This is a genomic window from Oribacterium sp. (assembly GCF_057249185.1).
Genome location: NZ_DBHIGR010000053.1, coordinates 1 through 12,806, shown reverse-complemented (window position 1 = coordinate 12,806; position 12,806 = coordinate 1). Strand labels below are relative to the sequence as shown.

The window sequence follows — 12,806 nt, the reverse complement described above, 5'->3', positions numbered from 1 at the left end:
ACTTCAAGCATCGCTTTGCTCGCTTTCAGTAAGTACTGACGGGCTCAGATTGCCCCTATTACAGACTCACGCTGTATCATTCACTTCAATTATTAAAGTCCTTCACTTCGCCTGATTTTGCAAGTATAGGGCTCAGACTCCCCCACAATCAGACCTATATTGCCGAAAACTTTTATAATTTAATTTTTTACAGTCACTTCCACTTTAAAAATTATATGGGAAATTATGCTTTATGATATAAGTCTCTCATTTCCTGCACGATGCTATGGAACATACTGATGGCATCCACCATAGGCTTTTCCGTGGAAAGATCCACTCCCGCAAGCTGTAACAAGGATACAGGATCATTGGTACAACCGCTGGACAGGAATTTCTTATATTGCTCCAGCGCTCCCTTTTCCTTGGCTAAAATTCTTTTGGCAATAGCACAGGATACGGCAAAGCTTGTTGCATACTGATATACGTAGAAGTTGTAGTAAAAATGAGGGATTCTGCTCCATTCTACGGAAATCAGATCATCAATCTTCATATCCGGACCAAAGTAATAGCTATTCAAATCATGATAGACTTTCTCCAGGCTATCTGCGGTGATGGCCTCTCCTGCTTCCAACATAGAAGCGGCTTTACGTTCAAACTCGGAAAGCATAGTTTGTCTAAAGAAGGTTCCCTTAAAGCTCTCCAGGAAATGGTTGTAAAGATAGAGCTTCTCTTCCTTGTTTTTAGCCTGTTCCATCAGATAGTATAACAGCAGCACTTCGTTGGTGGTGGAAGCTACTTCCGCAACAAAAAGCTTATATTGAGAATTCAGGAAGCCCTGCTCTTTTTCCGAATAATAGGAATGCATGGCATGTCCCAGCTCATGGGCTAAGGTAAAGAGGTCGTCCATGGTGCCCTGATAGCTCATAAGAATAAAGGGATGAACGCCGAATACAGGGTTGCAGTATGCTCCCACACGCTTTCCGTCATTTTCCTTGGCATCAATCCAATACTCGGAATAAGCTTTTTTCAAAAGCTCCTGATAGTCCTCTCCTAAAGGCTTTAGACCTTTTAAAATTACTTCCTTGGCTTCCTCAAAATCAATATGGTACTCGTAGTCCTTTACCATGGGCGCGTAAACGTCATACATGGAAAGATCCTCTAAGCCAAGCATTTCCTTTCGAAGAGCAACATAATCATGAAAGGCGGAAATCTTCTTGTGAACGGCGGAAATCAGATGATCCCAAACCTTCTCGGAAACATCCACTTCCCCTACGGAAGCAGCAAAGGCTGTAGGATAGTTTCTGGCCTTGGCAAAGAAATACTGCTGCTTTAGCTGCGCGTCAAACAATGCGGCAAAGGTATTTCTATGATCCTGATATACCTTATAAAAGGCTTCATATACCGCCTTACGTAGCGGACGGTTATTGCCGGTCTGTAAGGGGACAAAGCGGGCGTTACTGACGGGAATTTCTTCCCCGTTCATTTCCACGGAAGGAAATTGAAGATCGGCATTTTGCAGCATGGAAAATGCCTGATAGGGACCACTGGCCATGGACTGAGCCGATGCCAGAAGCTTCTCGGCATTCTTATCCAAAGTATGCTCTTTTAATCTTCTGACATCCTTGATATAAACGGAATACCTCTCCAATTCCTTACAGTCTGAAAATGCTTTATCCAGATATTCCGAAGACAGGGAAAGAATCTCCGGATCGAAAAAGGCTAATTTCTCTCCGTTTCGAACCTCTACCGCCATTGCTTTCTGATTTAAACTTAAGGCTTCCTGGTCTTTGGTATCCACATCACTTTTCATCATGCTGTAGGCCAAAAAGTGGCTGGATAATAAGGCCAATGCCTCTTTCTCTTTCAAAGCCTTCAATAATAGCTCCGGAGAACTGCCGAGACGTCCCTCATAGGAAGCAATTTCCGTTGCTTTCTCCTCGGATTCCGCCAAAGCCTTTAAAAATGCTTCATCATTGGCATATAAATCATCAAAGTGCCAAACCTCTTCTCTACTTAGCTCATGTCTTTTTACACTCTTCATGCTATAGCCTTTCTTATAATTCTACTCTCTTGGCATCAGACCAGATTTTTTCCAGGTTGTAAAAGGATCTGGTTTCTTTATCAAAAAGATGCACGATAACGTCCTTATAATCCAAAAGAATCCAACCGGAGCTGCTCTCTCCCTCCGCCTTACGATTATCCAAATGAACGGCTTCTTCCAGGGCATCCTTCAGGGCATCCAGCTGTCTTACATTATCTGCGGATACCAGCACAAAATAATCCGATAATACGGAGATTTCGGAAATGTCCAAAACGATGATGTCACTTCCTTTTTTCTCATCTAAAACAGATACAATTTTTTTACATAAGTCCAAAGATTCCATTTATACCTCCTTTTTCTCTTGATAATATGCTAACGCATCCAGGGATAAAGAGCAACAATGCTGTCCCTTTTCTTTCACATAGGCAATACTTGCTTCCAAACAGAGCTTCACCGCCAAATCCAAATCTCGAAAGGCAATTTCCCGGATAGCAGTTAAGTCCTCCCGATTTCCTCTTCTTACTTCAATATAATCAGCCAGATAAACAATCTTTTCCAGAGTGGTCATCGCCGGTTTTCCCAGGGTATGGTAGTAAATGGCGGAGAGAATCTCTTCATTGTCGATTTGAAAATGTTTTTTGGCATAACAGGCACCGTAAATACCGTGAAGAACCTGGGGTGCCTCCAAATACTCGGGAAGCAGAGGGATATGCTCTCTTTGACAAGCCTCCAATAATTCTTTTTTTCCCATGTATTTTGCACAGTCGTGGCAAAGTCCTGCAAGCTCCGCTTTTTGGAGGTCTACCCCGTGAGCCATAGCCAGACAGATGCTGGTAAAGGCCACACTTAGAGAATGCTCATAGCGCTCTTTCTTTAAATGCTCCTGTAAATGCTTTCGAATTTCTTCGATTTTTTGCAAAAATTCTTTTTCTTCCATGATTCCTCTATGCTATGGATATCCATTTCAATATAAATATCCTTTTTAATATAAATATCCTTTTCGATATAGATTTCCGCTTTATGATTTCCTTCTTTAACGGTAGAATCCCTTTTTTAAAATATACTCTTCCACCGACTTAGGAAGCATTCCATGGATGGACTTTCCTTCTTTCAGTAGTTTCCGAATCTCCGTACTGGAAAGATCGATAGCCGGCATGGGAAATAAATTACAATGTAAAGAAAGCTCTTTCTCCAAAGCTTCCTTTTCCTTTTGGAATGTTGAGAATGACATCTCCCCGTTTCGATTGGCAATATAAAAATCCACCAGTTGACCCAGTTCTATGATTTTATGCCAGGAACGAAGGGTTAAAAACTGGTCGGTTCCGATTAAAAGACTGTAGGAATTCGTTGGATTCTGCCGCAGAAGTTCTCTTACCGTATCGATGGTATAGGAATTCCCATCCCTCTCCCCTTCTATGGGAGAGCAATCAAAATCCGGGCAATTTTCAATAGCCAGTTCCAAAAGCTTAAGCCTATCGGAAAAGGGAAGCAAATCCTTCTGCTCTTTATGATAGGGGGTGCCGGTGGGAATAAAAAGAACCTTGGAAAAATGAGTACTTTCCATGGCGGCTTCCGCCATTTTTAAATGTCCGAAATGCACCGGATTAAAGCTTCCCCCTAAAATGGCTATGGGTTTCATAGAGAGAATTTCCTGTCTTTTTCTTCTTTTGCGGGTTTGTATAAAACAATCATTCGACCGATAATCTGTACCAGCTCCGTTCCGGAACGTTCAGCAATGGTATTTCCCAATTCTCTCAGATCATCGATACAATTTTTTAAAACATGAATCTTCATTAACTCATGTTTTTCCATATATTCCCTAACCGCTTCAATAAATTCAGGAGTAATGGAATTCTTTCCTAAAGAAAGGGTTGGTTCTATCTTCTGTGCCGCTCCTTTTAAAACGGAACGCATTTTACTGTCTTTGATGTAGGATTTCATTCCTCGTCCTCCGTGTCATAATATTCAAATTCGTGGGCGTAAATCTTGATGGTGTCCCCTTCTTTTAAGCCCATCTTCTTTAATTCTTTAATAATTCCCTGCTCTACCATAAAACGCTGGAAGAAAAGGAAGCCCTTCTCCGCTTCCAGGTTGGTATAGCCCAGCATCTTCTCCATCTTGGGGCCTTCCACGACAAAAACACCCTCTTCCGGATGATCATAGCTGATGGCCAGCATTTCTACCGCACCAAGATTTTCCAGATCCACTTCGCTTTCATAGACTACAGCCTGCTCTTTATTTTCCTCCAACAGCTCCCAGGTTTTCTCCAATATGGGTAAAATTCCCTGATTGGAAGCTGCGGAAAGACGGAAAAAGGGGAGCTTATGCTCTGTACAATACTTCTCCAAAAGGGCCAGGTCTTCTTCCTGCTCTTTAGTCTGTACCAGCTCTATCTTATTGGCGGCCACAATCATAGGCTTACGGAGAATTTCCTCATCATATTCTTCACATTCCTTTTGAATCTGTAAAAAATCGTCCAGCGGCTTTCTGCCTTCCGTTCCGGCTGCATCCACCATATGAATCAAAACTCTGGAACGATGGATATGACGAAGGAATTGAAAGCCAAGTCCAACGCCGGAGGAGGCGCCTTCGATAATCCCCGGAATATCCGCCATGACAAAGCTTCGGTCGCCCTTTAAATTTACCACGCCAAGGTGAGGATTTAAGGTGGTGAAATGGTAATTGGCAATCTCCGGTCTGGCATTACTGCACATGGAAAGTAAGGTGGATTTTCCTACATTGGGATAGCCTACCAAGCCTACATCTGCAATTACCCGTAATTCCATACGCAGGGTAATTTCTCTGGCCTCTTCTCCCGGCTGAGCAAACTTTGGTGCCTGCATGGCCGGGGTGGCAAAATGCATATTGCCTAAGCCCCCTTTACCGCCCTTTAATAAAACCATCCGCTGATTCTCTCCGCTCATATCCGCAATCAGCTTACCGGTCTCATCATCCTTTAAGAGCGTTCCTTCCGGAACCTTTAAGATCAGATCCTTACCATTTTTTCCATGCATCTTTCTGCCGTCTCCCTCCTGTCCGGGTTCTGCGGCATATTTTGTTTTATGACGGAAGGGTTCCAGGCTGTTTAGCCCCTTATCCACTTCTACGATAATATCTCCGCCCTTCCCGCCGTCTCCGCCGTCCGGGCCTCCTGCAGGAACAAACAATTCTCTGCGAAAGGATACATGGCCGTTGCCACCTTTTCCGCTTTTAACATAAATTTTTGCAATATCTGCAAACATGAATACTCCTTTTTCTAAAAAGAAGCAGGACGATTTCCTGCAAAATATTTTCTTTTACTATAGGAAAACCCCACGCCGGATAACCAGCATGGGGTTAATGTTTCCTTATGCCTTTGGAAGTACAGATACTTGCTTACGATCTCTTCCTAGACGGCCAAATTTAACGACTCCGTCCACCTTTGCAAATAAGGTGAAATCATTTCCCAAGCCTACATTCAGACCTGGATGAATTCTGGTTCCGTTCTGCTTGTACAGAATGTTTCCAGCCTTAACGAACTGACCATCTGCTCTCTTTTGACCAAGTCTTTTCGACTCGGAATCTCTACCGTTTTTGGTAGAGCCCATACCCTTATGATGAGCCATGTAATTTACCTATCCTTTCCTAAAAATTAACCAATCTTGTCAATTTTTACTTCTGTAAAAAGCTGTCTGTGACCATTCTTCTTGTGGTAACCGGACTTTCTCTTGTAACGGTAAACGATAACCTTCTTACCCTTACCATTCTGAAGAACAGTTCCGCTAACCTTTGCATTGGCAACTGTTGGTGTACCAATCTTCAAAGAACCGTCATTGAGAAGAAGAACCTGATCAAAAGTAATCTTTGCTCCCTCTTCTACTTCCAACTTCTCCACACGGATTACATCGCCTTCACTGACTTTGTACTGCTTTCCGCCACTTACAATTACTGCGTACATTAGGAATCCTCCTATAAAAATTTACTCGCTAGCTGTGGTGAGACATGCTTCTTAAACCTCGCTAGGCGGCATCTAGGTTACTTTACAGTAAACTGCCCTCTTCGTCAAGCTTTTTATGGTAAAATACTGCGATAATAAGGATAATTTGCCTGTACTTCATCTACGGAAATATTACCCGCTGTTCCGTTTTCATGGACTGCCAGCATTTTCCCTTCCTTGGTCCATTTAATAAAGACCACCACATGGCTTTCTCCGCTGGGTTGAATAATCAAATCTCCCGCCTTTAATTCACTACGCTTGATTTTCTGTCCTTTTCCGATTAATTCCTGGGTGCTGGAGGCGAAATCCAAGCTTCTATCCACACTGGACCAATAAGCCCATTGTACAAAGCCGGAGCAGTCTAAGCCCTTTCGATTTCTTCCCTTATAGTCCGAAGAAGAGATGGTGGCTCCGAAGTGGTTTCCTTCCAAGCCCTTTACCCCGGCTTTTCCTCCATAAAAATAGGGAACTTTTCCAACCGATGATAAGGCAAAATGAATCAAAGCTTTTCTTTCCTCGCTAAGATCCTCCGGCAAATCTTTCATATACGCGGATATTTCCTCCTCCGTAAGAGGAGACTTCTTTTCAACGGAAGAGATACTGAGACCGTAGTCTTTAAACCAGTCCTGTTCCTTCAAACGCTTTACGGCAGCAATGGTATAGTCATCCCAGCCATGCCAACGGCTTCCCGGCTTTTGGTCCTGTTCCTCCAAATCCTTAATAGAATCCAGTTGAATATTTCTCAGTCCGTTTTCATCATCGAAACCGACTACAGTGATTTTAATGGTTAAATCCACGTGTCCGGGACAATAATTTTTGGGTAACTTTTTCTGCTCTTGAATACTGTTTGCTTTCTGCTCTGCCTTTGTTTCTGTTGTTTCCTTTGGAACTATACTTTCCTTCGGCAGATTTGAGGCACTTAGCTCTGTATTTTGGGAGGCGCTGTTCTCCTTATTTTCACTAGACTTTTCCGACTGCTCTGTCATGGATTTGGATTCGGAGTTACTCTCTCCCCCTTCTCCGGCAGAGCTCCTTTGGCTGTTCTCCTGATTTGACTTTGTTTCCTGCGTTTGCTTACTTTCCTGTGCTTGTTTACTTTCCTGTGCCTGTTTATTCTCCTTTGTAGCGTTTGTGTTCTGATTTGCTTTGCTGTCAGTCGCTGTTTCGGAGGACTTTTCGGAAGCACTTTCCGCCCTGCTTTCTTCGCTTGCTTTTGTTTCCCCGCCTACGGGAGCGGCGGTATTGGCTGCCTCCTCCGCCAGCATTTCCTCTTTAGCATCCTTATGAATACAGCCCTGGTCATAATAGACCGGACCGATGCTTAAACTATAGGAATGAGACTTTGTATACAGCTCGTTAACAATGGCACGAAAACGCTCTTCATCCAGATAATTATGCTGATAGGTATAAACACTGGCCATAGCTAAAATATCCTTTACATTACTGGATTCCTGAATTTCCTTTCCGTCTCCGTTGTAGTATCTATAATGGATGTTCTTAAAATAAGGGATGGCCCAGCTGTTTTTTTGCTCCGGAGACTGACCGGCTGCCTGAGGATTGTATCTTCCCAGAATAGCGGAACGCTTCAGTCCCAAAAGCTTTGCGGTATGCTCCGGGGTGTCTCCCGTACTATCATAGATTTTGGCAAGATCCGCACTTTCCCTTTCCATCAGTTCCTGATAGATCCTTCCCCCAACAGAGTCCAGGGGATTTCCGTCCTGACGGATATCCACAAGATTGTACCGGTCAATAAAGGGGCGAGGATTTAAAAATTCATCCTCCTTACGATCCGTATGGAGGGTATTGGTCCATTTCCCCTTTTCTGTCACACTATTGCTGGTTTTTAGAAGGCTGTCACTACTCTTGTTTAAAGCATTTTGTTTGTCATGCAGCTTTTGGGCATATACGATGGACAGGCATAAAATCATAAACAAAGAAAGAAAGAAGAGCAAAAAACTTTCCTTCTTCTTGCTCTTCAAAAATAACTTAGCTTTTTCTATAGCCGGTTTCCATTTTCCTTTTTTCTTTCTACTCTTTGACAAGTGTTTATCCCCTACTCTTTTTATTAAAATGAAGTTTTTACATTACTTGTAATGATGCCTATAAAGATACCTTATAAAAATACCTTATAAAAATACCTTATAAAGATATTTATCCCTTACTACTTTTCGCGGCTGTTTTAAAGTATCAAAAACTTTGCAAATCCTTCTATCTTTTTTCGAAATACTCTTTTAACATTTTCTCACTATCCTTTTTTTCTAAGCTTTTCCAATAAGGCTTGAAAATCCGCAGGATAAGGAGCGGAAAATTCCATATATTCCCCGGTTCTGGGATGTTGGAATCCCAGTATCATGGCATGTAAGGCCTGTCCGGAAATCCCATCCTTTCTGTTTTTCAGTCCGTATACCGGATCTCCCAGAAGGGGATGGCCAATGCTCTTCATGTGCACACGGATCTGATGGGTACGACCTGTTTCCAAACGGCACTCCACCAGAGTGGAGTCGGAAAATCGTTCTAAAACCTTATAATGGGTTACCGCCTCCTTACCGTGCTTGTAGGATATGGCTTGTTTTTTTCTATCTTTTTCATCCCGACCTATAGGCGCGGAGATGGTGCCTTCTTCCTCTTTGATTTTTCCAAAAACCAAGGCATGATAGCGTCTTGTGATACTATGCTCTTCTAATTGCTTCGCAAGACTTTGATGGCTTAAGTCATTTTTACAGATTAAAAGAAGACCTGTGGTGTCCTTGTCAATGCGGTGGACGATTCCGGGACGATTCACTCCGTTAATGGAGGAAAGAGAGGCTCCTGCATGGGCTAGGACGGCATTCACCAAAGTGCCGCTGTAATGTCCCGCTGCAGGATGGACCACCATTCCTCTTTCTTTATTAACCACCAAAAGATCATCGTCTTCATAGACTATATCAAGGGGAATGGCTTCCGGAAGGACCTCCGGATCCTTTTGTTCAGGAATAGCAAAGTCTATACGGTCTCCCGCCTTCACCTTTAGGGAAGCCTTGGCCATTTCTCCATTGACAGAAACACAGCCCTCCTGAATACATTTTCCCAGATAGGAACGACTGAAATCATGATCTTTCTGTTCAGACAAATATTTATCCAGACGTTGTCCTTCTTCATCCTTTGCTACTTCCCAAATCATTTCTTCTCCTTTAAGAAGGCAAACTCCTCTTCTTTATAGTAAAAGAAGAATAAAAATAGAAGGAAAAAGCAAGCCCCGGTTACATAGATGTCTGCAAGATTAAAGACGGGAAAATCAATGGGACGAAAATAAATAAAATCCACTACATAGGCTTGTCTTTGCCGATCGATACAATTCCCAATAGCTCCGGAAAATACCAAGAGAAGGGAAAAAAGAAAAGGCAGATACCTTTTCTTTATCGGCGTTTTATGAAAAATAATCAGGACTCCCGCCAGCACAAAGATTGTAATGAGCAGGAAAATAATTTGTTGTCCATGTAGGATACCGAAGGCCGCTCCCGCATTTTCCACATAGAGTAAGGAGAGAATGTTGGGAATCAATTGTATTTCTTTTCCGCTTTTTAAATATTCCACTGCCAATGCCTTGGTCCACTGGTCCAGAAAAATCAACAGGGCACTGCACAGGAAGAAAACGATCCATGATGTTCCTTTTTTACTCATACTTCCTCACTTCTCATATACTGCTTCAATACCTCTTCAATGCGTTCTTTGCTGATGTCCTCTTCAATATAGGGACTGCAAAGCTGATGGAGCAAAACAAATTGGAGATGCTGATTTTTTTGTTTTTTATCCTTGGATAAGGCTTCAAAAATATCTTCATGCTTTAAAGCCTTGCAACGGGTCTCCAAGCCCATATCTTCCATCAGCTCCTGAACCTTTAAAATATCTTCTTTAGCAATATTTTTGCAAAGAGATAGCGCCATCAGACTTCCGAAGGCCACACATTGTCCATGGCTATAAGAAAAATCCGCAACCTTTTCAATGGCATGTCCTAAGCTGTGACCGAAGTTTAAAAACTTTCTGTCCCCATGCTCATAGGGGTCTTTTTCTACAAAATATTTCTTGATACGATTACTTTGATAAATCGTCTCCAAAAGAATTTCAGGATTTCTCTCCTGCAAAGCTTCTTTATGCTCCAATAGGTAAGGCAGATATTTTTCGTTATGAATTAAAGCGTGCTTAATGATTTCTCCCATACCGGAGGCATACTGTACCTTCGGTAAAGATAAAAGACAATGCATGGAGGAATACACCAGCTTAGGCATATGAAAGGCACCGATTAAATTCTTATAATGATAAAAATCCACTCCGGTTTTTCCACCGATGGAAGAATCCACCTGAGCTAAAAGCGTGGTAGGAATCTGAATAAAATCAATTCCCCGGAGATAGCTTGCAGAGGCGAAGCCGGTCATATCTCCTACCACTCCTCCCCCCAGGGCAATCATCATGTCTTTTCTTTCCAATTCCATATCCAAAGCAGCCTGATAGATTTTTTGGATATGCTCTAAATCTTTATACTCTTCTCCTGCCGGAAGTATACATACACTTATAGCGGAAAAAGAGTCCTCTATGGTGTTTTTCAAATCCTCCAAAAAAAGCTTGGCAACCTGGTCGTCGGTTACAATCAGCGCTTTTTTCTTTTTGGAAGATACAGAGTTTAAACGCTCCGGTAATGCCGAAAAATCCTTTTCTAAATAAATACTGTAGATTAATGAATCTTCCTGATAAATGTCTAACTTTCTCATACCAATTCTTCCCCTTAATCTATTACTTAAAAACAAATAAGAATATTAAAGCTTTCTGAGCTTTGCAGAAATCTCGGAAAGACAAAAAAAGGCATACCCCATAGGATATGCCTTAATAAACGAGATTACATATTCAGATGAATGCCGTTATACTCTGCGTTAGAGGAGAATACACTTCCTGCAAAGTCACCGGATAATTCCACATCCTCTGGGCCAGCGATGAAAATATAAGTGGAAATCTTCTTGATATCTCCGCCAATGGCATACACTGTTCCGGAAACAATATCAATAATTCGCTGAGCAATTTCAGTATGAAGGCCTTCCATATTCAATAAAACAGAGGTGCCATCCAAAAGATAATCACTGACGTTGATTGCATCTCCCAAAGAGCTGGGCTTCATCATAACAACCTGCATACTGGCTGATTTAGGCTCTACCTTTTCTTTGGACTTACCAAACAATCGAATCTTCGGTTCAGCAGACTCTTCCTCTTCTCTTCTGGAGAAGAAAGAGCTTCTCTTTGGTGCTGCTTCCTCTTCTTCCTCGTACTCGTCCTCAAAATCATAATCCTGATCTAAGTCATCGTACTCGTCTTCACGATCCAAATTCATTTTCTTCATTAAATTGCTAAAAAAGCTCATATCGATCTCCCAATTTGGTCTAATTAAACAAGATTATTTTACTCAATTTTAAGATATTGTCAAGCTTAAAAAATATCAATTTCCCTGAATATTTTAAGACTGAAATTCAGTTCCCAGATAAAAGCACAGGATCAATAGATAATCTGCCCATCCGTGACCATATTTCCCTGTAAAACAATATGGTCATAAACGGAAATGCCGTTCTTACTGTGGGAATCTACTATCAGATAATCATCATTTTTTTCTATCACTTGAATAGGATGGAAAATCGCATAGCCTCGATTAATATCATAGACACCTTCCAGTGCTTTCCTGGGACCAACCACAAAGGAAGCATTTCCCGACTCCTTTACTAAAACATTTCCGCTTTGGATATCCTGTGCCGAGGGATTGGTTTCAATTTTCAAATAACAATATTGATCATCCGTCATATAAATATCCGTAGGAAGAAATTCTCTACTGCCGTCGGACTTTTGACGATAAAAGCCGCTGCTCTTATCCGGTCCCTGCCTTAAAAATTCCTTTGGGACAATATAAAAGTCTTTATTGACTACAGAAGAAATCGGAATCTTTAATCCGCTTTCTTCCTTTTCCTGCATGGAGAAGGTCACAAAGCGGGAATCCAGAAAGTAGTCCAAATAATCGTCCAGTTTAATGTCTCCGTAGATTTTGCCGTCTTCTCCTCGATACAGAGAAAAACTTCCCTGCAGGTCCATGGAATTTACCGGAAAATGAATATTTACCGTAGTGGTATTCTCCATCTTCTTGGCGTCTCCCTCATCCAAAGGAAATAATATTTCCCACTGGGAGGAAGTAATAATTTTATAAAGAGGATTACCGGCTTCTACACGAACGCCGTTTTGCGCATAATTTACGGAGCTTTGGGCATTTTGCAGAATTTCCGACGTAAGTTTTTCTTTTTGAAAGTCCTCATAACCGTCAATGGTATAAGAGACAATACCCGCGTCCTCCGCATTCATTACGGAATAGGAAATTCCTAACTGGGAAAGGGCCTTCTGTACCGTATTTTCTCCCTCTTCCGTATTAAAAAGGAGGGTATTTTGAAGACTTCCCTGAAGGCTATAAAGCCCGGTGAATTGATTGTTTTGGAAGCTACCTGCAAAGTCCTGCAGACGAAGGCGAATGTCCTCTATCTGTTGCTGTGTAAATTCCCCTAAAAGCTCGGGATGTTCCTGTAAATACTTTTCTAGATTACCGGTTTCATCAATAAAGTACAGCTCTCCACCTTTACTGACTCTTCTTCCGTCCGCTACGGAAAAATGTACATAACCGGATTCTTTGGCGGAATAGCTTTTTTCCTCCCGAAGAATCAAGCCGGTATATTGTTTTTCTCTTACCAGGCTACCCTCTCCCACTTCATAAAAACGAAGGCTTTGTCTTCTGCTGTAGGAAAATACACTAAA

General features: G+C 41.9%; 14 protein-coding genes. All 14 read right to left on the bottom strand.

What is annotated here, in order from left to right; genetic code table 11:
* Positions 1–223 precede the first annotated feature (223 nt).
* The gene (gene pepF, locus ACO4PX_RS04625; RefSeq protein WP_485571709.1) at positions 224–2,020 is read right to left on the bottom strand and encodes an oligoendopeptidase F; all 1,797 of its coding nucleotides are present in this window, start codon (positions 2,018–2,020) and stop codon (positions 224–226) included.
* Between the two features lie 13 nt (positions 2,021–2,033).
* Positions 2,034–2,363, bottom strand: coding sequence for a ribosome silencing factor (gene rsfS, locus ACO4PX_RS04620; protein ID WP_007156125.1), 330 nt, complete (start codon positions 2,361–2,363; stop codon positions 2,034–2,036).
* Complete coding sequence (gene yqeK / locus ACO4PX_RS04615) at positions 2,364–2,957, bottom strand: bis(5'-nucleosyl)-tetraphosphatase (symmetrical) YqeK (RefSeq protein WP_007156124.1); 594 nt, start codon at positions 2,955–2,957, stop codon at positions 2,364–2,366.
* Positions 2,958–3,053: 96 nt separating this feature from the next.
* Positions 3,054–3,659 carry a nicotinate (nicotinamide) nucleotide adenylyltransferase gene (nadD, locus tag ACO4PX_RS04610; protein WP_485571707.1) on the bottom strand — a complete coding sequence of 202 codons (606 nt, stop codon included), beginning with the start codon at positions 3,657–3,659 and terminating at the stop codon, positions 3,054–3,056.
* Positions 3,656–3,961, bottom strand: a complete 306-nt coding sequence (locus ACO4PX_RS04605) for a YhbY family RNA-binding protein (RefSeq protein WP_304070241.1) — start codon at positions 3,959–3,961, stop codon at positions 3,656–3,658. The genes nadD and ACO4PX_RS04605 overlap by 4 nt, the downstream gene beginning before the upstream one ends.
* Positions 3,958–5,262, bottom strand: coding sequence for a GTPase ObgE (gene obgE, locus ACO4PX_RS04600; protein WP_485571705.1), 1,305 nt, complete (start codon positions 5,260–5,262; stop codon positions 3,958–3,960). Before obgE ends, ACO4PX_RS04605 begins: the two co-directional genes overlap by 4 nt.
* Positions 5,263–5,367: 105 nt before the next feature.
* The gene (gene rpmA, locus ACO4PX_RS04595; protein WP_007156119.1) at positions 5,368–5,625 is read right to left on the bottom strand and encodes a 50S ribosomal protein L27; all 258 of its coding nucleotides are present in this window, start codon (positions 5,623–5,625) and stop codon (positions 5,368–5,370) included.
* A gap of 26 nt (positions 5,626–5,651) precedes the next feature.
* The gene (rplU, locus tag ACO4PX_RS04590) at positions 5,652–5,957 is read right to left on the bottom strand and encodes a 50S ribosomal protein L21 (RefSeq protein WP_007156118.1); all 306 of its coding nucleotides are present in this window, start codon (positions 5,955–5,957) and stop codon (positions 5,652–5,654) included.
* A 113-nt stretch (positions 5,958–6,070) separates the two neighbouring features.
* The gene (locus tag ACO4PX_RS04585; protein WP_485571703.1) at positions 6,071–8,038 is read right to left on the bottom strand and encodes a C40 family peptidase; all 1,968 of its coding nucleotides are present in this window, start codon (positions 8,036–8,038) and stop codon (positions 6,071–6,073) included.
* Between the two features lie 203 nt (positions 8,039–8,241).
* Positions 8,242–9,156, bottom strand: a complete 915-nt coding sequence (locus tag ACO4PX_RS04580; RefSeq protein WP_485571701.1) for an RluA family pseudouridine synthase — start codon at positions 9,154–9,156, stop codon at positions 8,242–8,244.
* Positions 9,153–9,656, bottom strand: a complete 504-nt coding sequence (gene lspA / locus ACO4PX_RS04575; RefSeq protein ID WP_485571699.1) for a signal peptidase II — start codon at positions 9,654–9,656, stop codon at positions 9,153–9,155. Before lspA ends, ACO4PX_RS04580 begins: the two co-directional genes overlap by 4 nt.
* A complete protein-coding gene (aroB, locus tag ACO4PX_RS04570) occupies positions 9,653–10,741 on the bottom strand; it encodes a 3-dehydroquinate synthase (RefSeq protein ID WP_485571697.1) in 1,089 nt (362 codons plus the stop codon). The genes lspA and aroB overlap by 4 nt, the downstream gene beginning before the upstream one ends.
* 125 nt (positions 10,742–10,866) lie before the next feature.
* Positions 10,867–11,382, bottom strand: coding sequence for a cell division protein SepF (locus tag ACO4PX_RS04565; RefSeq protein ID WP_243155874.1), 516 nt, complete (start codon positions 11,380–11,382; stop codon positions 10,867–10,869).
* A 131-nt stretch (positions 11,383–11,513) separates the two neighbouring features.
* Positions 11,514–12,806: biotin/lipoyl attachment domain-containing protein (locus ACO4PX_RS04560; protein ID WP_485571695.1), on the bottom strand; the 1,293-nt coding region annotated here is incomplete at its 5' end.

Coding starts and splice junctions, on each gene's coding strand:
- pepF (WP_485571709.1), bottom strand. CDS start 2,020: ATGAAGAGTGTAAAAAGACATGAGCTAAGTAGAGAAGAGGTTTGGCAC.
- rsfS (WP_007156125.1), bottom strand. CDS start 2,363: ATGGAATCTTTGGACTTATGTAAAAAAATTGTATCTGTTTTAGATGAG.
- yqeK (WP_007156124.1), bottom strand. CDS start 2,957: ATGGAAGAAAAAGAATTTTTGCAAAAAATCGAAGAAATTCGAAAGCAT.
- nadD (WP_485571707.1), bottom strand. CDS start 3,659: ATGAAACCCATAGCCATTTTAGGGGGAAGCTTTAATCCGGTGCATTTC.
- ACO4PX_RS04605 (WP_304070241.1), bottom strand. CDS start 3,961: ATGAAATCCTACATCAAAGACAGTAAAATGCGTTCCGTTTTAAAAGGA.
- obgE (WP_485571705.1), bottom strand. CDS start 5,262: ATGTTTGCAGATATTGCAAAAATTTATGTTAAAAGCGGAAAAGGTGGC.
- rpmA (WP_007156119.1), bottom strand. CDS start 5,625: ATGGCTCATCATAAGGGTATGGGCTCTACCAAAAACGGTAGAGATTCC.
- rplU (WP_007156118.1), bottom strand. CDS start 5,957: ATGTACGCAGTAATTGTAAGTGGCGGAAAGCAGTACAAAGTCAGTGAA.
- ACO4PX_RS04580 (WP_485571701.1), bottom strand. CDS start 9,156: ATGATTTGGGAAGTAGCAAAGGATGAAGAAGGACAACGTCTGGATAAA.
- lspA (WP_485571699.1), bottom strand. CDS start 9,656: ATGAGTAAAAAAGGAACATCATGGATCGTTTTCTTCCTGTGCAGTGCC.
- aroB (WP_485571697.1), bottom strand. CDS start 10,741: ATGAGAAAGTTAGACATTTATCAGGAAGATTCATTAATCTACAGTATT.
- ACO4PX_RS04565 (WP_243155874.1), bottom strand. CDS start 11,382: ATGAGCTTTTTTAGCAATTTAATGAAGAAAATGAATTTGGATCGTGAA.